This window comes from Streptomyces sp. NPDC012825 (genome assembly GCF_042900925.1).
Classification (GTDB): domain Bacteria; phylum Actinomycetota; class Actinomycetes; order Streptomycetales; family Streptomycetaceae; genus Streptomyces.
The window spans coordinates 162,038-183,808 of record NZ_JBIBBZ010000011.1; the positions used below are offsets into that span (position 1 = coordinate 162,038).

Here is a 21,771-nt window from a genome sequence, read left to right on the forward strand (position 1 = left end):
GAGGCACGGCGGGGGGCTCAGGCCAGCAGGGTGAGCCGGGCGTGGGTGCCGTTGAGGTAGTGGTCCCCGATGTCCCGGAGCCGGTGGTCCGCCCGTGTCGGGGCGGTGAGCGCGCGGGCGTTGCGCCAGAAGCGGTCGAACCCCGGCCCGCCGCCCCGGGAGTCGGCGCCCGCCGTGCCGTCCACGAGTTCGAGGATGCGGGTGGTGATGTGGACGGCCGCCCGGCCGGTGACGGTCTCGGCCGCCGCGACGAGGACGGAGAGGTCGGCGCGCTCCTCCGGGGTCAGCGACCACTCGGCGTGCAGTCCGCGGGCGAGGGCGTCCGTCGCCCGCTCCACCACCGCGGCGGCGGCGTGCGCGGCGGTCGCCAGCTCCCCGTAGGCGAGGAGGAGGTACGGGTCGTCCCCCGACCCGGCGGGGCCGGTGCCGTCCCCGGCCGCCGGACCGCCCGCGCCGCCGGCCGGGGAGGGCCCGGCCTGGTCGGCGCGGCTGATGTCCCGGGCCTCGGCCAGCGCCCCCTCGGCGATGCCGAGGGCCACCTGGGTGAGGAGCAGCCGCAGGGCGAGCGGGGCGAGGGTGGTGAACGGGGCGACGGCGTGCTCGTCGTGCGGCAGGACGCCGAGGACGTGCTCGGGCGGTACGGGGACGTGGTCGAAGGTGACGGTGCCCGCGCCGGCCAGGCGCTGCCCGACCCGGTCCGTGCCCGCGTCGGTGAACACCCCCGGGTGGGCCGGGTCGACCAGGACGACCAGGAGGTCGCCGGTGCCGCCGGGGCGCGCGCCGACGACGAGCCGGTCGGCCACCGTGACGCCGGAGGCGAAGGCGCGCCGTCCGTCGAGGATCCAGCCGCCGCCGTTGCCCTCGGCGGGGGTGAGCACGAGGCCGGGGTCGGTCGTGGCGCGCGGCGGCTCGACGTCTCCGGCGAGCAGCCAGCGCTCCTCCGCCGTACACACGTCGAGGGCGAGCGGGCGCCGGTGGGCGGCGCCCGGTCCGCGTGCGCCGTCCGTCTCCGCCGCGGGGTCCCGGTGCTCCGTCGCGGACGCGGCGCGGGCGGCGTGCGCCTCGTGGGCGGGGCCGAAGAAGCGGCTGCTCCAGGAGAGCGCGTAGTGGTGGGCGAGGAGTTCGCCGACGGAGCTGTCGGCGGCGGAGATCTCCCGTACGACCGCGCACGCGGCCCGCCAGTCGGCGCCCCGCCGGGACGGTCCCGGCGCGGTGAGGAGGGCGGGCAGGCCCGCCTCCTGGAGCCGGGCGACCTCGTCGAAGGGGGCTTTGCCCGCCCGGTCCCTGGTCAGGGCGTCCACGGCCAGGTCGTCGGCGAGTTCCCGGGTGACGCGGGGCCAGATCTCGTCGTCGGCCGACCGGTCGGCGGCCCGGCCGGCCGGTGCGGAGGCGGTGCGTACAGCTGGTCTCTTCGGCGATTTCCTCGGCGTACTCACGTCACCTCACATGATCCCTAGTATCCCCACTGGAATAGTAGGGATAGTGGCAGAGGTGGCTGCCGCTCCCCAAGGGGCGTCCGCAGGCTGGACAAGGGCGTCTTGAGCGGTGAGACAGGGTCAAGTCGGCGCAGGTTGCGCGGGGTTGGCCCGGCCGGCCGGGGGTCGGTGGGGGCGGGGCGGAGGGCGGACGGGGGTGGGGGCAGGGGTCGGTCAGGGGGTGATCAGGGGTTGGTCCAGGCCTCCGGGTCGTCGGCGAGCGCGACGATCCCGGCCGGCAGCTTCGCCGCCGCCACCTCCGCGAGCGAGACGCCGAGCACCTCGCGGACCCCGGCCCGCAGCGCGATCCACAGCGTCAGGAGCGACTCGGCGGGGCCCGTGTACGAAAGCTCCGGCGGCCGCTCCCCGCGCACCGAGACCAGCGGGCCGTCCACGCAGCGGATGACCTCCGCGACCGAGATCGTCTCGGCGGGTCTGGCCAGCCAGTACCCGCCGTTGCCGCCGCGCTGGCTCTGCACCAGACCGCCCTTGCGCATGTCCCCGAGGATGCCCTCCAGGAACTTGTGCGAGATGCCCTGGTCCTCCGCGATGGCCTCGGCCTTCAGCGGGCCCGCGTCCCGGGCGGCGGCGAGCTGGAGGGCGGCACGCACCGCGTAGTCGGCCCTGGCTGAAATGCGCATGGGCGCATTATTCCGTACGGTCGGGACGGATCCACGCGCCCGTGGGACGCGCCGCCCCGCTCCTTCGGGGCACGTCGCGCCGCTCGCCGTACCGCCTCGCCGTACCGCGCTGTGAGACGGGTCGTACCGCACCCTTGACGCCGTCCGTGACCGGCCGGACACTCGTGGACGGGAAAACCGAGCGAACGGGTAGGAAACCATGGGGCGCACCGGCCGGAGGGACACCGCATCCGCCGCGCTCCTCCCGCGCTCCCTCCCCCTGACGTCCCGCCGCCACATCGATCTGCTGCGGGTCTGCAGCGCCGCGTAGGCGCCGTCGCCTCCCGGGCGGCCCGTGCCGCACCCCGCCCGCCGGGCCCTCCCCGTTCGCGGTCCGCCCGCCTCCTCCTGCACGTATCTCCGCCGTCCCCGGGCCCCGTTCGGCCCGCGCCGTCGCCGAGCCGCCGCGACCGGCGCCGCCGTGCGCCGCCCCGGCCCGGCACGAGCACCATTCGAGGGAGAAGCATGTCCGTCGTCCCGTCCTCGCTGCTGCCCGCCTCCGCCGTGCCCGCCTTCCGCGGACGCATCGGCCGCGACGTGCACAGCGGCCACTACGCCGTACCGCACCGCTACCGCCTCCACGTCGCACCGTCCAGTCCCGGCTGTCTGGGCATCGCCCTCACCCACGGCCTGCTCGGACTCGACGACACCCTCCCGCTCACGGTCCTGCCCGACACCCCCGACGCGCCCGGCGGCGGGTACGCGGCGCTCCGCCCGCTCTACGAGGCCAGCGCCCACCTCTACGACGGCCCCGCCTCCGCGCCCGTCCTCAGCGACGGCTGGACCGGCCGCATCGTCACCACCCACGTCCCCGACATCCTCCGGGACCTCGCCCTGCGCTTCCGCGGCGACGGCCCCGACCTGCTGCCGGAGGAGCACCGCGCCGAGATCGACGCCGTGGCCGACCTGTGCGAGCGGAGCGTCAACCGGGCCGCCCAGCGGGCCGGCGAACTCGGACTCGACGACGGGGCCGCCCACCGCGAACCCCTCGGCGTCCTCTTCGCCGCGCTCGGCTCCCTGGAGGACCGCCTCGCCCACCGGCCGTACGTCCTCGGCGACGGACCGACCCTCGCCGACGTCCACGTCTGGGGCACCCTCGTCCAGCTCGACACCGTCCACCGCTGGCACCTGGACGCCGCCGCCATGGACCGGGTCGCCGACCACCCGGCCCTCTGGGCGTACGCCCAACGCCTTGCCGCACGCGCCGAGTTCGCCCGACACCTCGACATCGACGCCGTCCTGCGCCGCCACCGCGCCCACTGCCGGGGACGCGAGGCGGCGGGCGCGGGGATCCGCATCGTCGACTGGTCGGCCGCCCCGCGCTGACGGCCCGGGAGAGGGGTCCGGGGACCACCCTCCCCGGACCCCGGCGACCGCGCGTCCTCCCCTCCCGTCACCCACCGTGTCCGCGCGGGTCGCGGGTGCGGCCGACGGCCGCCAGTATGGAGCGACGCAGGAACAGGAGGACGCCATGCTGCTTCCCGACAGGAACACGGTCGACCGGTTGCTCCGGCACTACCGCGCCCAGGAGCGGACCGTGCTCGCCGGGCCGTGCGACCTGTCGGCACGACGGCGCTTCGAGGACACGGCGTACACCCTCTGCGTCCTGATGGGGGAGCGCAGCGCCCGCGCGGCGGTCCGCGCCGCCGAACGGTACGTGACCGGGAACCGCGCCCCGGCCCGGCCGGCCCTGGAGGGACTGCCGGGAGCCTGACCCGCCGGGCCCGGTCCTCTCCGCACGCGCCGCCGTGTTCCCCGGAAGAGATCAGGAATCGAGAAGCGCCGTCACCGTGCCGCCATTAGCGTGACAGCCATGGGCATCGCGCCCCCCTCCGAGGACCGGACCCGAGAACCGGATCCGAGGACCGGACGCGATGGACCACCCTTTCGGCCCCGCGCGACAGCTGGAGACACGATGAGCAAGGCCCCCGGGTCGGACGAGCAGACGTCCGTGCCGCACGCCGCCGACCGCCACGACCTGATCCGTGTGCACGGCGCGCGCGAGAACAACCTCAAGGACGTCAGCGTCGAGATCCCGAAGCGCCGCCTCACGGTGTTCACCGGCGTCTCGGGCTCGGGCAAGAGCTCGCTCGTCTTCGACACGGTCGCCGCCGAGTCGAAGCGGCTGATCAACGAGACCTACAGCTCCTTCGTCCAGGGCTTCATGCCGACCCTCGCCCGGCCCGAGGTCGACGTCCTCGAAGGCCTCACCACCGCGATCATCGTCGACCAGCAGCGTCTCGGTGCCGATCCCCGCTCCACGGTCGGCACCGCCACCGACGCCAACGCGATGCTGCGCATCCTCTTCAGCCGGCTCGGCGAGCCCCGCATCGGCCCGCCGAGCGCGTACTCCTTCAACGTCCCCTCCGTGCGGGCGAGCGGCGCGATCACCGTCGAGAAGGGCGCCAAGAAGGCCGTCAAGGCGACCTTCGAGCGCACCGGCGGCATGTGCACGCGCTGCGAGGGCCGGGGCACGGTCTCCGACATCGACCTCACCCAGCTCTACGACGACTCCAAGTCCCTGGACGAGGGCGCGCTCACCGTCCCCGGCTACACCACCGGCGGCTGGAACCACCGCCTCTACACCGAGTCCGGCCTCGTCGACCCGGCCAAGCCCATCCGCTCGTACACGAAGAAGGAGCTGGACGCCTTCCTCCACCACGAGCCGACCCGGATGAAGATCGCGGGCATCAACATGACCTACGAGGGTCTGATCCCCCGCATCCAGAAGTCCTTCCTGGCCAAGGACAAGGAGGGCATGCAGCCCCACATCCGCGCCTTCGTGGAGCGCGCCGTCACCTTCACCACCTGCCCCGAGTGCGACGGCACCCGGCTCGCCGAGGGCGCCCGCGCCTCGAAGATCGGGAGGACCAGCATCGCCGACGCCTGCGCGATGCAGATCAGCGACCTGGCCGCCTGGGTCCGCGGCCTCGACGAACCCTCCGTGGCCCCGCTGCTCACCGCGCTCCAGCTGACCCTCGACTCGTTCGTGGAGATCGGCCTCGGCTACCTCTCCCTCGACCGCCCGGCGGGCACCCTCTCGGGCGGCGAGGCCCAGCGCGTCAAGATGATCCGCCACCTCGGCTCCTCGCTCACCGACGTCACCTACGTCTTCGACGAGCCCACCGTCGGCCTGCACCCCCACGACATCCGGCGGATGAACGACCTCCTGCTCCAGCTGCGCGACAAGGGCAACACGGTCCTCGTGGTCGAGCACAAGCCGGAGGCGATCGCCATCGCCGACCACGTCGTGGACCTCGGCCCCGGCGCCGGCACGGCCGGCGGCACCATCTGCTTCGAGGGGACCGTCGAGGACCTGCGGGCCTCCGGCACCGTCACCGGCCGCCACCTCGACGACCGCGCCTCCCTCAAGGACGCGGTGCGCGAGCCCGCCGGAGTCCTGGAGATCCGCGGCGCGTCCGCGCACAACCTGCGCGACGTCGACGTCGACGTCCCCCTCGGGGTCCTCACCGTCGTCACCGGCGTCGCGGGCTCCGGCAAGAGCTCCCTCGTGCACGGCTCGCTCCCCGCAGGCGCGGACGTGATCTCCGTCGACCAGAGCCCGATCCGCGGCTCCCGGCGCAGCAACCCCGCCACGTACACCGGCCTGCTCGACCCGATCCGCAAGGCCTTCGCCAAGGCCAACGGCGTCAAGCCCGCCCTCTTCAGCGCCAACTCCGAGGGCGCCTGCCCCACCTGCAACGGCGCCGGCGTCCTCTACACCGACCTCGGGATGATGGCCGGCACCGCCTCCACCTGCGAGGACTGCGAGGGCAAGCGGTTCCAGGCCTCGGTGCTCGAACACCTCCTCGGCGGCCGGGACATCAGCGAGGTCCTCGCGATGTCCGTGACCGAGGCCGAGGAGTTCTTCGGCTCCGGCGAGGCCGCCACCCCGGCCGCGCGGCGGATCCTCGGTCGGCTCGCCGACGTCGGCCTCGGCTACCTGACCCTCGGCCAGCCGCTCACCACGCTCTCCGGCGGCGAGCGGCAACGGCTCAAGCTGGCCACCCACATGGGCGAGAAGGGCGGGATCTACGTCCTCGACGAGCCGACCACCGGGCTCCACCTCGCCGACGTCGAGCAGCTCCTCGGCCTGCTCGACCGGCTCGTGGACTCCGGCAAGTCCGTCATCGTCGTGGAGCACCACCAGGCGGTCATGGCACACGCCGACTGGATCATCGACCTCGGTCCCGGCGCCGGTCACGACGGCGGCCGGATCGTCTTCGAGGGCACCCCCGCCGCCCTGGTCGCCGCCCGCTCCACCCTCACCGGGGAACACCTCGCGGAGTACGTCGGCGCCTGATCGAGGGCGGGGAGGGGCAGGGCGGCGCCGCTCCCACCGTCCAGGTCCTTACCGCGCGGCCCCGGGGCCCTCGCCACGCGGCCCCGGGGGCGAGGCCCTCACCCGGCGGTTCTCACTCCTGCGGGGAGCGGTCGGTCCCGGCGCCCGCCCGGCGCCGCCATCCCCACAGCGTCAGCGCCGCCGCGCAGGCCGCGCCGATCAGACCCAGCGGAAGGCCGGCCGACGCGCCCGAGGGTGCCGCCACGGCGGACGCGTCCTCCCCGAGGGCGGCCGTGCCGGGAACGTCCCCGGCCGGGGCGCCCTTCCCCGGCGCGCCCGACGCCGGGGCGTTCTTCGCGGGGGCGCCCGACGCCGGGGCGTCCTCCGCCCGGACCTTCTCGCCGGGCCCGGTCCCGGTTTCCGCCCCGGCCCCCGCCCGGGTAGCCTTCTCCGCCCCGGCCCCGTCCCGTCCGTCACGGGCCGCCGCCACGGCACGCGCGTCCGCCTCGGTCTTCGCGCGCTCCGGCAGCAGCGAGCCCACCGGCCGGACGTGCCCCGCCGCCTCGAAGCCCCAGTCGAGCAGCGACCGCGCCTCCTCGTACACGGCGAACCCGCCGCCCTGCTGCGGGTTCATCACCGAGACGACGAGGGTCCGGCCGTCCCGCTCGGCCGCGGAGACCAGCGTGTTGCCCGCGTTGCTCGTGTAGCCGTTCTTGATGCCGATGAGCCCGGGGTAGCGGTCCACCCCGTTCTGCCCGGTCAGGAGCCGGTTGGTGTTCGCGATGCCGTACGACCACGAGCCCGCCGGGAAGTCCGCGTACCGCGTCGAGCAGTAGCGGGTGAACGCGGGGTCCTGGAGCCCGGCCCGGCCGAAGACCGCCAGGTCGTACGCGGAGGACACCTGCCCCGGGGCGTCGTAGCCGTCCGGGGAGACCACGTGGGTGTCGTTCGCGCCCAGGGAGCGGGCCTTCTCCTGCATCTTCCCGGCCATCGCGTCCCACCCGCCGTTCATCGCGGCGAGCACGTGCACCGCGTCGTTCCCGGAGCTGAGGAAGACGCCGTTCCACAGGTCCGAGACCTTGTAGGTGTACCCCTCCTTGATCCCGACCAGGCTGCTGCCCGCCCCGATGCCGGCCAGCTCGGAGTCGGCCACGGTGTGCCGCTCGGAGGGGGCGTGGTGGGAGAGCGCGGTGAGGGCGAACAGCGCCTTGAGCGTGCTGGCGGGCGGCAGCTTCCGGTGCGCGTCCCGCGCGGCGAGCACCTCGCCCGTGGACGCGTCCGCGACCACCCACGACAGCGCGGAGGCCGAGGGCAGCCGGGGCGCGCCCGCCAGCGGCTGCACCTGCACGCCCCGCCGGTCGAGCCGGGCCGGGTCGACGTGCCGGCGTACGGGCGGAGGGGGCTCCCCGAGGGCGGAGGCCGGGGAGACGGACGTGACGGGCGGGGCCGTGGGGGCGGGGGAGGCGACGGCCGCCGGAACGGGCAGCACGAGCAGCAGGGCCGCGGAACCGGCGGCAGCGTGACGGACAGCTGACGTGACGATCATTCGGCCACCGTAGGGAGGAGGTGACGGACCCGCAGATCGGAGTGCGCCGACCGGGGGAGCGGGTGTGGCGTACGGCGGCGCGTCGTGAGCCGACCGGGTGGTCCCGGACCGCCCCCGGACACCCGGGCCCGCCGGTGACGACCCCTCACACCCGCGCCGGAGCAGCACCGTTCGCACGAGCGGTCCCTCCGCCCCGGAACAGCACCGTTCGCACGAGCGGGCCTCTCGCCCCGGCCCGTCGCCGTTCCGTACGGGAGCCCCGCCGCCCTCGGCCGCCCGTCCGGCCGGACGTCCCGCCGTACCGGACAACTCCGCGCGGGGACAACGGGATTGACCGTAGGATCTGACCCCTCGCGTGCCGCACCGGCCGTCTCCGCAGTCAGGAGCTCCTCCCGTGAACACCGTGAACACCCCGCCCCCCGCCACCCCCTCCGGCCGGCCGCCGTACCGCATGGACCCGGCGGGCGGCTGCCCGCACGCGGACAACGCACGGCTGCTCGCCGGGGGCTCCGTGGTCCCGGTGATCCTGCCCGGCGAGGTCGAGGGCATGGCGGTACTGGGCCACGACGCGCTGCGCGAGTTCCTCGCCCACCCCGACGTCGCCAAGGGCGCCCGGCACTTCACCGCCCTCGCCGAGGGCCGCATCCCCGACGGCTGGCCGCTGCGGACCTTCGCCACCGTGCCCGGCATGACCACCGCGGACGGCGCCGACCACCGCAGGCTGCGCACCCTGGTCAGCAGCGCCTTCACCGCCCGCCGGGTCGAGGCGCTCCGCCCGCGCGTCGAAGCGGTCACCGCCGGACTCCTCGACGGACTCGCCGGGGCCGCCGCGGCCGGCGACGGCGTCGCCGACCTGCGCCGGCACTACGCGCTGCCGCTGCCGCTCGGGGTCATCTGCGAACTCTTCGGCGTCGACCCGGCCCACCAGGACCGGCTGCACCACCTCTCCAGCCTGGTCGTCGCCACCGACACCGAGCCCGCGCGGGCCGTCGCCGCCAACCGGGAGCTCGCCGAACTCCTGGCCTCCATCGTCGCCGCCAAGGCCGCCGATCCCGGCGACGACCTCACCAGCGCCCTCATCGCCGCCCACGGCGAGGACGGCGACCGGCTCAGCGGGCCCGAGCTCATCGGCACGCTGCTCCTGATGATCGTCGCGGGCCACGAGACCACCCTCAACCTGATCACCAACGCGGTCCGGGCGCTCTGCGCCCACCGCGACCAGCTCGCCCTGGTCACCGAGGGCCGCGCGACCTGGGCGGACGTGGTGGAGGAGACCCTGCGGTGGGACAGCCCGGTCAGCTACTTCCCGTTCCGCTACCCGACCCGCGACCTCACCGTCGACGGCACCCTCGTCCCCCGGGGCACCCCCGTCCTGGCCGGGTACTCGGCGGCGGGCCGCGACACCGGGGCCCACGGCCCGGACGCCGACCGCTTCGACCTCACCCGGGCCACGACGGCGAAGCACCTCTCCCTCGGCCACGGCCCCCACTACTGCCTGGGCGCTCCGCTCGCCCGCCTGGAGGCCACGACCGCCCTGGAAGCCCTCTTCACCCGCTTCCCCGACCTGGACCTGGCCGTCCCGGAGGACGGCCTGGCCCCGCACGCCGGATTCGTCGGCAACAGCGTCCGCACGCTCCCGGTCAGGCCGGTCCCCTGACCTCCCGGCGCGGCACCGGGGCCGGCCGGCGGGCCCCTCAGCCCGCCCGCCCCCACGCCGTCGGGGAGAAGGCCCGCAGGGAGGAGACGACGCGCAGCAGCCGGGCCTCGTTCCCGGCGAGGCCGGCCGCGCGGAGCGCCTCGTCGGCCTCCTCCATCGGACGGGTGAGCATCGCCCCCGCGTACGGAGCGAGCCGCGGATCCGCCAGCACGGCCCGGGTGGATTCGAGCAGCCGCAGATAGGCCTGGGCCGCCGCGCGCTCGTCGGCGGTGATCGTGGTCATGTCGGGCTCCCTCTCGACAGTTCGGCTTCCACCACCTTCTCGCACGCCTCTGACAATCGGGCTCAGCCCCGCCCGTCGAGGTGGGCGGCCAGCCGTTCCAGGAAGACCTGCTGCCCCGCGACGAGCAGCGGGGCGGCCGCCTCCGGGGCGAACCACCCGACCCGGTCGATCTCCGGGAACTCCGCCGTGCGGCCGGAGCGGGGCGGCCACTCCAGGGTGAAGGTGCCCGGCACGATCCGCTCCGGGTCCAGGTCGCCCTCGACGGCCCAGACGGTGACGAGCTTCCCGTTGCGCTGCCTGCTCTCCCCGAGGTCGATCCAGTCGCCCTCGGGGGCGGCGAGGCCCAGCTCCTCCCGGAACTCCCGGCGGGCCGCCGCGTCGGGCGCCTCGTCGGGCCCGTACTCCCCCTTGGGGATCGACCAGGCGCCCTCCTCGCGGGACTGCCAGAAGGGCCCGCCCATGTGCCCGACGAGAACCTCGACACCGCTGTCGCCGCCGTCCGCCGTCCGGCGGAAGACCAGGAGACCCGCGCTGCGCTTGACGCGTTCGACCGGCATGGGCCCAGTGTGTCCGACAGCCCCCGCCCGCGCAGCCCGCCGGGACGCCTTCGGCGGCGTATCCCGCACCTCCCGTTACTCCTCTTGCTCCTCCGCCTCGACCGTCACGGGCCCGCCCGCCGGATCCGCCCCGCGCGTCCAGTCGGGCCCGAGCCGTACGGAACGCCACGGCGCGAGCGTTCCCCGCAGCCGCTCCCGCCGCAGCCGCACGCCGTCCTGCGAGACGGTCAGGACCGGCCGTACGAGACGGCTTCCGGGCCGTACGAGCAGGGGCGCGGCCTCCGGACCGAGGAGACCGGGCGTCACCCACCGCAGCGGCCCCGCCGCCGTGACCGGCACCGTGCCGACGGGCCGGGACGGGCCGCCGAGGTGGCCGAGCACCGCGTCGGCCGCCGCCCGCCCCTCGGCTGCGGCCACCGGGGCCGGCTCCCCGCCGTGCAGGAGGTCGCCGGCCGCGAAGACCCCGGGGGCGGCGGTGCGGAAGGCGCCGTCCACCACCGGGCCCCGGGTGCCCGGCGCGAGCGGCAGCCTGCGGGCACGGGCGAGCTCGTGGTCCGGGATCCAGTCGCCGGTGAGGACCACCGTGTCGCACCGCAGGACGGACGCGCGGCCGTCCCGCCCCCGGACCGCGACCCCGCTCGCCCGCCCGCGCCCGAGCACTTCCGTCACGACCGTGCCGGTGAGCAGCGGCATACCCCCGAACCCGGCGGCCGGGCGAAGGAGTCCGGTGACGACCGCCGCCACCTCCACCCCGGCCGAACGCAGCGTCCGCACCGCGTCACGGGCCACCGGCCCACCGCCGACGACCACCGCCCGCCGCCCCACGTACTCCCGTCCCGCGTGCCCCCTCCGTCCCCCGAACCGCTCGACCGTCCGCTGGAGTTCGCCCGTGGTCAGCACACCGGCGGGCCGTGTCCCCGGGACGAGCCGGGCGCTGCGGGGCCGTTCGCGCGCCCCGGTGGCGAGGAGCACCGCGCGGGCCCCGATCCGTTCGAGCCCGGCCGGGGAGGTCACGTCCAGGGCGAGCGGCCCGGCCCAGCCCGTGGCCGAGACACCGGTACGGACGGCGGCCCCGGCCCGCAGCGCCTCCCGCACCGCGCGCCGCGCGTAGCCCGGCCCGTCCAGGGGCCGCCCCCGCGCGTCCGCGCCGAACCCCGGGCGCGCGCAGTGGCGCGGGACCCCGCCCGCGGCCGGTTCCCGCTCCAGGACCTCGACGCGGCCCGCGCCCGCCGCCGCGAGCCGGGCGGCCGCGGCGAGACCCGCGGGCCCCGCGCCCACGACGAGCACGTCGACCGTACGGTTCACCGGCCGCCTCCTCCGTCCTTCTCCGCCGGGGACCCCGGCTCCTCGAACAGCGCCCGCACCTCCGCGCCGCAGAAGGTGCCCTGGCAGCGGCCGCCCCGGGCCCGGGTCCTGCGCCGCAGCCCGTCGAGGCCGCCCGGGGGAATGGTCGAGGCGAGCGCGGCCCGGATCTCCCCCCGGGTGACCCGCTCGCAGTGACAGACGATCGCCCCGAACCCGGGCTCCCGTGCGATGAGTCCGGCGTCCCGGTAGGGCCGGGGGAAGGCCTCGCCGAGGTTCGGCATGCGGACCGGGGCGAGCGGCCGCTCCGGTCCCGGGTCGAGCCCGCAGCCGGCCAGGAGGCCGAGCACGTGTTCCGCGATCGCCAGGGAGGCACTGAGCCCCGTGGAGCGGATCCCGCCCGCCGTCACGTACCGCAGGGCGGGGTGCGCGGCGATCCGGTAGTCCTCCCGCCCGGTGGCGGCCCGCAGCCCCGCGTAGACGGCCGTGACCTCCTCGTCGAGCAGCGCGGGCAGGACCCGGCCGCCCTGCTCGCGCAGACCGGCGATCCCCTCGGCCGTCGTGCCGGTCGCCGTCTTGTCGTCGAGGTCCTCGGCGGTGGGCCCGAGCATGACGTTCCCGTACACGGTGGGGGAGACGAGCACGCCCTTGCCGAGCGGTCCGGGCACGGGGAGCAGGATGTGCCGGACCAGGTCGCGGGCGGCCTTGTCGAAGACGAGCAGCTGGCCCCGGCGCGGGGTGACGGTGAAGTCCTCGCGCCCGACCAGGGCGTCGAAGGCGTCGGCGTACAGGCCGCAGGCGTTGACGAGGTGGCGGGTCCGGAGCGTTCCGCGCCGGGTGACGAGCCGGTGGTGCGGATCGCCCGGACACACCTCCTCCACCCGGCAGTTCAGGTGCAGGTCGACCCCGGAGCGGACGGCCTGCGTGGCGTACGCGAGGACGGTCGTCCACGGGCAGACGATCGACTCGCCCGGCACGTCGAGCGCCGCGAGCGCGCCGGGGCCCAGGTGGGGTTCACGGGCCGCCAGTTCGGTGGCGTCGATGATCCGGGTGGTGCGATGGCCGTTGCGCGCGGCCTTCTCCGCGAGGCGGGGGAGCGCGGCGCGCTGCGGTTCGTCCCGGGCGACGAGCAGGGCGCCGAGCGGCTCCACGGGAATGCCGGCCTCCCGCGCGTACGCGGTGAGCAGCCGGTGCCCCTCGCGGACGAGCCGCGCCTCCAGGCTGCCGGGCACGGCGTCGAAACCGGTGTGCAGGATGGCCGTGTTGGCCTTCGAGGTGCCGTCGCCCACGTCGTCCGCGGCCTCCACGAGGGCGATCCGCAGCGGGTGACGGGCGAGCGCGCGGGCGATCGCGGCCCCGACGACCCCGGCCCCGACGACCACGACGTCGTACACGGCGCCCTCGCCGCCGGGGAGTGGCCCCGACCGGGTGACCTTCCCCGCGGCTGCTGCCGGGCCGTCCTCGGCGGCCCCCGCCCGACGGCCCTCGGTGACTGTTGCCCGACCGTCTCCGGCGGCTCCTGCCCGACCGTCCTCCGTGACGCTCGTCCAACCGTCCCCGGCGGCTCCCGCCCGGTCGTTCTCGGCTGCCCCCGTCCCACCGTCCTCGATGGCGTGCCCCGGCGGCGCACCCCTCCCCGCCCCGGAGGTCCTCATGCCGCCCCGCCGTCGGCCGTCGGCGCCCCCTGCCGTTCCAGCAGTCCCGCGACCTCCGCGCGGAACCGGGCGAGGCGCGTCTCCGCCTCGGCGGCGGAGATCCGGGGCTCGTACACCGCCGACGGCTTCCACTCCGGTACGGCCTCCCGGAGCGCGAGCCCCGGGAAGCGGCCCAGGCGGGCGACCGCGCCGGCCCCGAGGGCCGTGGCGTCGGGCAGGGCGGAGACCTCGACGGGCCGTTGCAGCAGGTCGGCCTGGGTCTGCATGAGCAGCGCGCTCCGGGTCAGACCGCCGTCGGCGCGCAGCGAGGTCAGCGGTGCGCCCCGGTCCGCCGCCGCGGCCGAGGCCAGCTCCACGACCTGGGCGGCGATGCCCTCGCACAGGGCCCGGACCAGGTGCCCGGGGCCGGTGTCCAGGCCGAGGCCGGTGAGCGAGCCGCGCACGTCCCCCCGCCACCAGGGCGCGGCGAGTCCCGCGAACGCGGGGACGAACGTGACGCCCCCGCCGTCCGGGACGGTGCCGCCGACCGCGTCGAGCTCCCCGGGCCCGGCGATCACGCCGAGGTCGGTGAGCCAGCGGACGGCCGAGGCCACCGTGTACACCTGGCCGTCCAGGCAGTGGGTGACCTGCCCGCCGAGCCGCCAGGCGACACAGCTCACCAGGCCCGAGGCGGCCCGCAGCGGCGCGGGGCCGGTCTGCGCGAGCAGGAACGCCCCCGTGCCGTACGTGCACTTGGCGGCGGCCGGGTCGTCGGCGCTCTGCGCGAGCAGCGCCGCCTGCTGGTCCACCAGGAGGCCGGTGAGGGGGAGCGGCGGGCCGAAGGCGGTCGTGGTGCCCACGGGCGCGTCGCAGTCCACGACCCGGGGCAGCGGCTCGCCGCCGAGTCCGTACCGGTCGAGGGCGGTCCCCGACCAGGAGACCGTGTCGAGGTCGAGGAGCCCGGTGCGCCCGGCGGTCGCCGCGTCGGTGACGAAGGCGCCGGTGAGCCGGTGGACGAGCCAGGCGTCGCTGGTGGTGACGGCGCCCGCGCCGGTGGCGTGGCGGCGGATCCAGGCCATCTTCGGGGCGGCGAAGTAGGGGTCCACCGGGAGGCCGGTCAGGTGGCGCAGCTCCTCGGCATGAGGAGCCAGTTCCGCGCAGACTCCGGCGGCCCTGCGGTCCTGCCAGACGAGCGCGTCGGTGAGCGGTTCGCCGGTGGCGGGGTCCCAGGCGAGCACGGTCTCGCCCTGGTTGGCGAGGCCCACGGCCACGACCGGGACGCCCGCCCCGGCGAGCGCCGCCCGCCCCGCCGTCACCACCGAGTCGTACAGCTCGCGCGGGTCGACCTCGACCAGGCCGCCCGGCAGGTACCGGGGCCGGACCGGGGCCGCACCGCTGCCGAGGACACCGCGCTCCGGACAGAGGACGAGGGCCTTCGTGCCCGACGTGCCCTGGTCGACGGCGAGTACCGGGCCGCCCGTCATCCTGCCGCTCCCGTCCGTGGTCCCGTTCGGTGATCGTCCGGTCACCGAAAAGGGCCAGGGTGCCGCCGCCGGAGGGCTCCGTCAAGCCTCGCCGGACGACCCCGTCAGGTCCGTCGCGGAACCTGACAGTAAGTCAAATTCAGTCGTTGTCCGAATAGTTGCCGTCCCCCGGGAAAGTGGACCGGCCGAGTCCAGAGCGCTCTATAGTGATCGCCGATCAACGGCCGGGACACCGCCCAAGGGACTGACCACCCCTCCCCATCCACCGAGGAACCATGCCACCCACACCACGCCCCGCCCCCTGATGGCCGGCCAAGGCTTCCGTCCCGTCTACCACCCGGCGGGCCACGACCACGCCCTGCGCCACGCCCTCCAGGACTTACGCACCGGCCGCTGGGTGGCCATGGCCCGGCTGCTCGACGAGACCTCCGACTGGGGCGCCTGGACCCGGCGCACCCAGGTCCTCGCCGCCGTCGCCGCCGGCACCGACGTCGTCCGCACCTGGCGCGACGAGCATCCCGAGAGCCCCGCCGCGGCCGTGATGCACAGCCGCGTCGCCGTCGAACGGGCCGTACGCGCCCACCGCTCCGGTCACGCCCGCGCCGGGCAGCTGTGGCAGGAGGCCAGGGCCGCCTGCCGCGAGGCCGTCGACCGCTCGCCCGCCGACCCGGTGCCCTGGGTGGGGCTGCTCGCCCTCGCCGCCCTCGACGGACCCCAGCACATGGCCGAGCACCGGGTCGCCCCGCCGGCCCCCATGCTGCCGCCGGGCCCCTGGGGCCTGCTCGCCGAGTCGGAGAAGCGCGACCCGCACAACCGCGAGGCGCACCACCGCATGCTCCAGTTCGTCTACGCCCGGCGCTCCGGACCGCTCTCCGAAGCCGTCAACTACTCCCACTGGGCGGCCTCCTCCGCGCCCGTCGGCTCCGCCCTGCACGCCCTGCCGCTCTACGTGCGCGTCGAGCGCTACCGGCGCGAGCGCGGCCACGAGCGCGCCCTCGACCTGCACTGGGTCGCCGAGGACGCCGTGCGCGACGTCCAACGGGCCCTGGACACCTGGTTCTTCTTCTGCGCCGTCGACGAGGCCTCCCTGCTCGACCTCAACCACCTGGCGCACGCACTCTTCGGCGCCCTCCGCTTCGCCGACGCGGCCCGGGTCTTCGAGGCGCTCGGCCCGTACTACACGACGCTGCCCTGGGCCTACCGGACCGCCCGTCCGGACGACCGCCTCCTCGCCGAAGAGGTCTTCCTGCGGGCCCGCGCCCGCTGTCTCGGCGACTGAGGCCCCGGACCCGACCTCGTACCCCCGCACGCCCCGCACCCCTCGCACGTCCCATGTCCCCCGTACGCCCCGTCCTCACCCGTCAACCGTCCAAGCCTGTCAACCGTCCAAGCCCGTCGACCGCCCCCGCCCGTCACCGTCCCCCGGAGTTCCCCATGGCCCGCACCGAAGTCCCGACCGACGCGATACGCAAGCCACCGCCCGTCCAGGACGAGGAGGAGCGGCTGAGAGAACTCGGCTACCAGCCCGTCCTCGCCCGCCGCATGGGCGGCTTCGGCAACTTCGCGATCAGCTTCTCGGTCATCTCGGTCCTCTCCGGCTGCATGACCCTCTACGGCTTCGGCCTGGGCACCGGCGGCCCCGCCGTCATGCTGTGGGGCTGGGCCGGCGTCGGCCTCTTCGTCCTGTGCGTGGGCCTCGCTCTCGCCGAGGTCACCAGCGCCTACCCGACCTCCGGCGCCCTCTACTACATGGCCGACCGGCTCGGCGGACGCCGCTGGGGCTGGTACACCGGCTGGCTGAACCTCCTCGGCCTGCTCGGCGCCATCGCCGGCATCGACTACGGCGCCGCCCTCTTCACCGGCGCCTTCCTCAACCTCCAGTGGGGCTTCGAACCCACCGCCGGCTCCACCTTCCTCATCTTCCTCGCGATCCTGCTGCTCCACGCCGTCCTCAACCTCTTCGGGGTCCGCCTGGTCAGCGTCCTGAACTCCATCAGCGTGTGGTGGCACCTGGCCGGCGTCGCGGTCATCGTCGGAGCCCTCGCGATCGTCCCGGAGCGCCACCAGTCCGCCGAGTTCGTCTTCACCGAGTTCGTCAACGACACCGGCTGGGCCAACCCCTTCTACGTGGCCGCGATCGGCCTGCTCCTGGCCCAGTACACCTTCAGCGGCTACGACGCCTCCGCCCACCTCTCCGAGGAGACCTCGAACGCCTCCGTCGCCGCCGCCAGGGGCATCGTGCGGGCCATCTGGGTCTCCTGGATCGCCGGCTTCGCCCTGCTCGCCGGACTGACCTTCGCGATCCAGGACTACGCCGCCACGCAGGACAGCGCCACCGGCGTCCCGCCCGCCCAGATCCTCCTGGACGCGCTCGGCTCCGGCGGCGCCACCGCCCTGCTGCTCGTCGTGATCGTCGCCCAGCTCTTCTGCGGCAACGCCGAGGTGGCCGCCGCGAGCCGCATGGTCTTCGCCTTCAGCCGGGACAACGCCCTGCCCGGCTCGGCGCTCTGGCGGAAGGTCAGCACCCGCACCCAGACCCCCGTCCCGGCCGTCTGGCTCTCGGTCGGCGTGGCCGCGCTCATCGCCGTGCCCTCGCTGTACTCGGCCACCGCCTACGGCGCCGTGACCGCCATCAACGTCATCGGCATCACACCCGCCTACGCCATCCCGATCTACCTGCGGCTGCGCGCCGGGAAGCGGTTCACCCCCGGCCCGTGGAGCCTGGGCCGCTGGAGCAGACCGATCGGCTGGACCGCCGTCGTCTGGGTGGCGTTCGTGACCGTCCTCTTCTGCCTGCCGCAGAAGTCGCCGGTGACGGTCGACACCATGAACTACGCGGTCATCGCCCTCGCCGTCGTCCTCGTCCTGGCCAGCGTCTGGTGGTACGTCGCCCGCCGCTCGTACGGCACGCCGACCGCGTACGGCACGGCCCGCGAGGAGGCGGACATCGCCGAGGGGATCGTCTAGAACCTTGTACGAGGCAGCACTCCGCACGGGAACGCCCGGGCAGGCCCGTCGCCGCCCGGGCGCCCCCGTGTCCCCGGGATCAGGCGCTGAACTCGTAGGTCCAGGCGGCCGCCCGGGCCGTGACATCGATGTCCGTGATCTCCAGGGCGCGCCCGTGCTGGTCGCTGACCACCCGGTGGACGAGCAGCCGGGCCGCGCCGCCGGCCGCCGTACCCGCGTCGGCCGCCGTCCCGGGGCCGGCCGTCGTCCCGGGGTCGGTCGGCACGCCCACCGACTCCCGGTGGACGACCCGCAGCCCCGCCTGGTGCATCCAGTGGTAGAGGAGCCGCAGATCGGGCTGCTGCCGGTGGTCCCGGTCCCGCCGGTAGCGGGACAGCTGGGGGATCTCGGCGAGCGCGGCCCGGGAGAACCACGACACCGCCCGCTGGAGCGCCGACCCCCGCGGATCGAGCACCGCGTGCCGGTGGACGAGCGTCGGTTCGCCGGGGGCGAGCAGGAGGCGCGGCGCGAGCGGGACGGGCGGCGGCTCCCAGGCGAGCGAGGCCCGCACCAGCGTCCCCGCCGCTCTGGGCCCGCCGGGGAAGGTCGGCCGGGGCACCCTCGGGACGGGGACGTCGGCCCCGGCGCCGGTCTCGGTCCCCGGTCCCGCGGCGAAGGTGCCGCGCCGGTCGGTGACGACGAGTCCCTCGTCGCGCAGGAGCTGGAGGGCGCTCCGTACGGTCTGCCGGTTGACGTGGTAGCGCTGGGACAGCGAACGCTCCGAAGGGAGCCGGCTGCCGGGGGAGATGCGCCGCTGGGCGAGATCCTCACGCAGGGCGGCGGCGACCCGGAGGTAGAGCGGCACTTCCGCCGCCGCCCCGGAATCGGGCTCGGCCATGATCAACCCTCTCTTTGCTCAGCGTGACCGCATGGGCCGTATGGGTGATCAATTTCTATCATTGGTCTAAACCATTTTGCCAGTCCGGTCGGAAAGAGTGGCCGAAACGCGCGTTGCGCCTTGTAATGAGGTTCCAGGTGACGGGGGCGAATCCACCCCGGTGGAAGAGGCGGGTGAGGCCGGATGACGACGTCGTCGGAGCGCGCCGCACAGGGCAGGGCGGCCCGCAAACGCGTCCCCCGGTCCTCCCACGGGCGCTGGATACCCAGCTCCCAGCGGCCCGACCCGCTGGGCGTCCTGGAGCGCCAGGCCCGGGACCGGCTGCCCGACCTCGTCCCCCTCCGGTACGGCAGGATGGCGGCCTCCCCCTTCGCGTTCCTGCGCGGCGCCGCCGCCGTCATGGCCGCCGACCTGGGCGCCCAGGCCGACACCGGGCTCGCCGTCCAGCTCTGCGGCGACGCCCACCTCCTCAACTTCGGCGTCTACGCCTCACCCGAACGGACGCTCCTCTTTGACGTGAACGACTTCGACGAGACCCTCCCCGGCCCCTTCGAATGGGACGTGAAGCGCCTCGCCGCGAGCATCGCCGTCGCCGCCCTCCAGAACGGCGGCTCCCGACCCAAGGCCCGCCGCGCCGCCCTCGTCGCCGTCGAGTCGTACCGCACGTCCATGCGCCGCCTCGCCGGCCTCGGGGAACTCGCCGTCTGGTACGAGCGGATCGCCGCCGACGACCTCCTGGCCCTGGTCCACCGGGGCGACCGCGCCCGTCTGGAGAACCGGCTCGCCCGTGCCCGCCGCCGCACCAGCCTCCAGGCCTTCGCCAAGCTCACCGAGGCGGACGCGGACGGACACCGGCACATCGTCGACGACCCGCCCCTCCTCGAACGCGCCACGGACATCGACCGGATCACCCTCGGCAAGGTCTTCAGCGACTACCGCAGCTCCCTGGCCGAGGAGCGGCGGCTCCTCCTCGACCGCTACCGCTTCCTCGACGCCGCCCGCAAGGTCGTCGGGGTCGGCAGCGTCGGCACCCGCTGCTTCGTCCTCCTCCTCGAAGGCCGGGACGAGGGTGATCCGCTCATCCTCCAGATCAAGGAGGCCGGCCACTCCGTCCTGGAGGAGTACCTGGCCCCGACCGCCTACCCCCACCAGGGACAGCGGGTCGTCTGCGGGCAACGGCTCGTCCAGGCGGCCGGCGACATCTTCCTCGGCTGGATGACCGGCCCCGAACAACGCCACTTCTACTGGCGCCAACTGCGCGACATGAAGGGCTCGGCCGAGGTGGAGACCATGTCCCCGGCCCTGCTGCGCGACTACGCGCGGCTCTGCGGCCGGGCCCTGGCCCGCGCCCACGCCCGCTCCGGCGACCGCGTCGCCATCGCCGCCTACCTCGGCGGCTCGGACGTCTTCGACCGCGCCGTCGCCGACTTCGCGCTCGCCTACGCCCACCAGAACGCCGACGACTACGCGGCGCTCGGCGCGGCCATCGCCGCCGGCGTGATCACGGCGGCCCCGGTCGCCTGAACCGGCGCCCGACGGTGCTCACCGCTCACCGCCTCCGTCCCCGGCGGCTTCACCCGGACGGCCTACGCGTCGCGCCACAGCGGCGGCTCGGCGGGCGTCTCGACGGGCGGCCCGAAGAGCACCGCCCGGGCCACCGACGGGGCGAACAGGGCCGTCAGCGGACCGGTCAGGGCGATCGCCGCGCGGAACGGCACCCCCACCACCGGATCGCCCCCGACCCGGCCGAGCACCCGGCCCAGATACCAGCCGACCACCCGGTCCAGCGCCCCGGAACGCGCCGCGTCACCGGTGGCCCCGGGCATCTTCCTGTCGGATCCCGCCGAGATGTCCCAGGCCTGCTTCGAGGCGTCCAGGAGCGCCCGCTGCACCACCCGGGTCGTCGGCGTCCGCCTCGGATCGGCGAGCGCCCGGCGCAGCGCGACCGCGCCGAGCGCGGCGACCGCCATGCCCTGCCCGTAGATCGGGTTGAAGGAGCACAGCGCGTCACCGGTGGCGAGGAAGCCGGCCGGGCGGCGCCCCGGACGGTCGTACCGGCGCCGGACGTTGGCGGTCTTCCGGAAGCCGTACACCGGCGACTCCGGCTCCGCCCGGGCCAGCCAGTCGCCGATGACCGGCTGTGACAGCCGCTTGGCGTACTCCTCGAACGCGCCCTCCTCGGTGGGCGGTTCGTCGCCGCGCAGCCCCGAGAGGGTGACCAGGTACCGCCCGTCGCCGAGCGGCAGCACCACACCGCCGTACGGCTGCGAGGGATTCGGCACGACGTAGTAGCCGAGCGCGTCGGTGTCCGGGCCGCCGACCGGGGACCCGTAGACCCGGGTCGCGTACGCGAGTCCCGTGTCGAGGGTCTCCTCGTGCGGCGCCTCCGCGCCGATGCCCGCCAGCCAGTCCGACGCCTTCGTGGACCGCCCGGAGGCGTCCACCACGAGATCGGCCGCCAGCGTACGGGTCTCCCTGTCCGCCCCCGCGCCGCGCTTCCGCAGCCGTACGCCCCGCACGCGCGAGGAGTCCCCGGTCAGGCCCACGGTCTCGGCGCCCTCGACCAGCTCGATCCGCGGATCGGCGAGCACCCGCCGCCGCACCAGCCACTCCAGCTGGGGGCGGGGGCCGGAGTAGAAGTGCACGACGGCGGGCGTGCGGCGGTACCACGCGCCGTTCTGCCACTGGACCATGTCCTCGGGCATGCCCACCTTCGGCGCGCCGAGGTCGCGCAGCTCGTCCGTGAAGCCGGGAAGCAGTTCGTCGAGCGCCCGCTGTCCGCCCTCGACGAGGACGTGGAGGTGCCGGCCCTGCGGGACGCCCGGCCTCGCCTCCGGTCCCTCGGGCAGGCGGTCGCGCTCGACGACCGTCACCTTCTCCGCGTGCTCGGCGAGGACCCGCGCGGCGAGCAGGCCGGCGAGACTTCCCCCGATGACCACCGCGTGACGTGTCGTGCGGTGCCCCAAGTCGTCGGTCATGCCCGCCCTTTCGTGTCGCGTGGAACCGGCGGCCCCCAGTATCGCCCGG

Annotated in this window: 17 protein-coding genes; 7 read left to right on the top strand and 10 right to left on the bottom strand. The window is 75.4% G+C overall.

All coding sequences use genetic code 11. The features are described from left to right. Positions 1–17 precede the first annotated feature (17 nt). Both ACFY7E_RS22810 and ACFY7E_RS22815 read right to left on the bottom strand, forming a co-directional pair. Positions 18–1,436 carry an acyl-CoA dehydrogenase gene (locus ACFY7E_RS22810; RefSeq protein WP_389487567.1) on the bottom strand — a complete coding sequence of 473 codons (1,419 nt, stop codon included), beginning with the start codon at positions 1,434–1,436 and terminating at the stop codon, positions 18–20. Positions 1,437–1,660: 224 nt separating this feature from the next. Further along, positions 1,661–2,116, bottom strand: a complete 456-nt coding sequence (locus ACFY7E_RS22815; protein ID WP_121833568.1) for an Rrf2 family transcriptional regulator — start codon at positions 2,114–2,116, stop codon at positions 1,661–1,663. 504 nt (positions 2,117–2,620) lie between these two features. On the opposite strand from ACFY7E_RS22815, the gene ACFY7E_RS22820 reads away from it, so the two are divergent. From ACFY7E_RS22820 to ACFY7E_RS22830, 3 genes are all read left to right on the top strand, one after another. Next, positions 2,621–3,481, top strand: a complete 861-nt coding sequence (locus ACFY7E_RS22820) for a glutathione S-transferase C-terminal domain-containing protein (protein ID WP_389487569.1) — start codon at positions 2,621–2,623, stop codon at positions 3,479–3,481. 145 nt (positions 3,482–3,626) lie between these two features. Continuing rightward, positions 3,627–3,869 (top strand): DUF5133 domain-containing protein, encoded by a 243-nt coding sequence (locus ACFY7E_RS22825; protein ID WP_389487570.1) that lies wholly within the window; start codon positions 3,627–3,629, stop codon positions 3,867–3,869. Between the two features lie 201 nt (positions 3,870–4,070). Beyond that, positions 4,071–6,458 carry an ATP-binding cassette domain-containing protein gene (locus tag ACFY7E_RS22830; protein WP_389487572.1) on the top strand — a complete coding sequence of 796 codons (2,388 nt, stop codon included), beginning with the start codon at positions 4,071–4,073 and terminating at the stop codon, positions 6,456–6,458. Positions 6,459–6,570: 112 nt separating this feature from the next. Here ACFY7E_RS22830 and ACFY7E_RS22835 read toward each other — a convergent pair whose 3' ends face one another. Next, positions 6,571–7,983 (bottom strand): D-alanyl-D-alanine carboxypeptidase family protein, encoded by a 1,413-nt coding sequence (locus ACFY7E_RS22835; protein WP_389487573.1) that lies wholly within the window; start codon positions 7,981–7,983, stop codon positions 6,571–6,573. A 451-nt stretch (positions 7,984–8,434) separates the two neighbouring features. Between ACFY7E_RS22835 and ACFY7E_RS22840 the strand changes: the two genes are divergently transcribed. Further along, positions 8,435–9,640 (top strand): cytochrome P450, encoded by a 1,206-nt coding sequence (locus ACFY7E_RS22840; protein WP_389487642.1) that lies wholly within the window; start codon positions 8,435–8,437, stop codon positions 9,638–9,640. A 37-nt stretch (positions 9,641–9,677) separates the two neighbouring features. On the opposite strand, the gene ACFY7E_RS22845 is transcribed toward ACFY7E_RS22840, so the two are convergent. The 5 genes from ACFY7E_RS22845 to ACFY7E_RS22865 all read right to left on the bottom strand — a co-directional run bounded on the left by ACFY7E_RS22845 (position 9,678) and on the right by ACFY7E_RS22865 (position 14,900). Then, the gene (locus ACFY7E_RS22845) at positions 9,678–9,923 is read right to left on the bottom strand and encodes a hypothetical protein (RefSeq protein WP_389487575.1); all 246 of its coding nucleotides are present in this window, start codon (positions 9,921–9,923) and stop codon (positions 9,678–9,680) included. A gap of 62 nt (positions 9,924–9,985) precedes the next feature. Then, positions 9,986–10,480, bottom strand: a complete 495-nt coding sequence (locus ACFY7E_RS22850) for an NUDIX domain-containing protein (protein WP_389487577.1) — start codon at positions 10,478–10,480, stop codon at positions 9,986–9,988. A gap of 75 nt (positions 10,481–10,555) precedes the next feature. After that, positions 10,556–11,785 (bottom strand): FAD-dependent oxidoreductase, encoded by a 1,230-nt coding sequence (locus tag ACFY7E_RS22855; RefSeq protein ID WP_389487579.1) that lies wholly within the window; start codon positions 11,783–11,785, stop codon positions 10,556–10,558. Further along, the gene (locus tag ACFY7E_RS22860; RefSeq protein ID WP_389487581.1) at positions 11,782–13,176 is read right to left on the bottom strand and encodes an FAD-dependent oxidoreductase; all 1,395 of its coding nucleotides are present in this window, start codon (positions 13,174–13,176) and stop codon (positions 11,782–11,784) included. The genes ACFY7E_RS22855 and ACFY7E_RS22860 overlap by 4 nt, the downstream gene beginning before the upstream one ends. A gap of 257 nt (positions 13,177–13,433) precedes the next feature. Further along, positions 13,434–14,900 (bottom strand): FGGY family carbohydrate kinase, encoded by a 1,467-nt coding sequence (locus ACFY7E_RS22865; RefSeq protein WP_389487583.1) that lies wholly within the window; start codon positions 14,898–14,900, stop codon positions 13,434–13,436. A 304-nt stretch (positions 14,901–15,204) separates the two neighbouring features. On the opposite strand from ACFY7E_RS22865, the gene ACFY7E_RS22870 reads away from it, so the two are divergent. Together ACFY7E_RS22870 and ACFY7E_RS22875 are read left to right on the top strand one after the other, a co-directional pair. Next, positions 15,205–16,179 carry a hypothetical protein gene (locus ACFY7E_RS22870; RefSeq protein WP_389487585.1) on the top strand — a complete coding sequence of 325 codons (975 nt, stop codon included), beginning with the start codon at positions 15,205–15,207 and terminating at the stop codon, positions 16,177–16,179. Between the two features lie 155 nt (positions 16,180–16,334). After that, positions 16,335–17,867 (top strand): amino acid permease, encoded by a 1,533-nt coding sequence (locus tag ACFY7E_RS22875; protein WP_389487587.1) that lies wholly within the window; start codon positions 16,335–16,337, stop codon positions 17,865–17,867. A gap of 79 nt (positions 17,868–17,946) precedes the next feature. Here the strand turns inward: ACFY7E_RS22875 and ACFY7E_RS22880 are convergent, their stop codons facing one another. Next, positions 17,947–18,744 carry a GntR family transcriptional regulator gene (locus ACFY7E_RS22880; protein ID WP_389487589.1) on the bottom strand — a complete coding sequence of 266 codons (798 nt, stop codon included), beginning with the start codon at positions 18,742–18,744 and terminating at the stop codon, positions 17,947–17,949. Positions 18,745–18,927: 183 nt separating this feature from the next. On the opposite strand from ACFY7E_RS22880, the gene ACFY7E_RS22885 reads away from it, so the two are divergent. Further along, on the top strand, positions 18,928–20,268 hold the full coding sequence (locus ACFY7E_RS22885) for a DUF2252 domain-containing protein (protein WP_389487591.1): 1,341 nt from the start codon (positions 18,928–18,930) through the stop codon (positions 20,266–20,268). Positions 20,269–20,330: 62 nt separating this feature from the next. Here the strand turns inward: ACFY7E_RS22885 and ACFY7E_RS22890 are convergent, their stop codons facing one another. Next, a complete protein-coding gene (locus ACFY7E_RS22890; RefSeq protein WP_389487593.1) occupies positions 20,331–21,722 on the bottom strand; it encodes an FAD-dependent oxidoreductase in 1,392 nt (463 codons plus the stop codon). Positions 21,723–21,771 lie beyond the last annotated feature (49 nt).

Bases quoted from the DNA above. Each gene is read 5' to 3' on its own strand.
- ACFY7E_RS22875 (WP_389487587.1), top strand. From the start codon at position 16,335: ATGGCCCGCACCGAAGTCCCGACCGACGCGATACGCAAGCCACCGCCC.
- ACFY7E_RS22845 (WP_389487575.1), bottom strand. From the start codon at position 9,923: ATGACCACGATCACCGCCGACGAGCGCGCGGCGGCCCAGGCCTATCTG.
- ACFY7E_RS22825 (WP_389487570.1), top strand. From the start codon at position 3,627: ATGCTGCTTCCCGACAGGAACACGGTCGACCGGTTGCTCCGGCACTAC.
- ACFY7E_RS22830 (WP_389487572.1), top strand. From the start codon at position 4,071: ATGAGCAAGGCCCCCGGGTCGGACGAGCAGACGTCCGTGCCGCACGCC.
- ACFY7E_RS22890 (WP_389487593.1), bottom strand. From the start codon at position 21,722: ATGACCGACGACTTGGGGCACCGCACGACACGTCACGCGGTGGTCATC.
- ACFY7E_RS22865 (WP_389487583.1), bottom strand. From the start codon at position 14,900: ATGACGGGCGGCCCGGTACTCGCCGTCGACCAGGGCACGTCGGGCACG.
- ACFY7E_RS22835 (WP_389487573.1), bottom strand. From the start codon at position 7,983: ATGATCGTCACGTCAGCTGTCCGTCACGCTGCCGCCGGTTCCGCGGCC.
- ACFY7E_RS22850 (WP_389487577.1), bottom strand. From the start codon at position 10,480: ATGCCGGTCGAACGCGTCAAGCGCAGCGCGGGTCTCCTGGTCTTCCGC.
- ACFY7E_RS22840 (WP_389487642.1), top strand. From the start codon at position 8,435: ATGGACCCGGCGGGCGGCTGCCCGCACGCGGACAACGCACGGCTGCTC.
- ACFY7E_RS22885 (WP_389487591.1), top strand. From the start codon at position 18,928: ATGACGACGTCGTCGGAGCGCGCCGCACAGGGCAGGGCGGCCCGCAAA.
- ACFY7E_RS22870 (WP_389487585.1), top strand. From the start codon at position 15,205: ATGGCCGGCCAAGGCTTCCGTCCCGTCTACCACCCGGCGGGCCACGAC.
- ACFY7E_RS22815 (WP_121833568.1), bottom strand. From the start codon at position 2,116: ATGCGCATTTCAGCCAGGGCCGACTACGCGGTGCGTGCCGCCCTCCAG.
- ACFY7E_RS22820 (WP_389487569.1), top strand. From the start codon at position 2,621: ATGTCCGTCGTCCCGTCCTCGCTGCTGCCCGCCTCCGCCGTGCCCGCC.
- ACFY7E_RS22880 (WP_389487589.1), bottom strand. From the start codon at position 18,744: ATGGCCGAGCCCGATTCCGGGGCGGCGGCGGAAGTGCCGCTCTACCTC.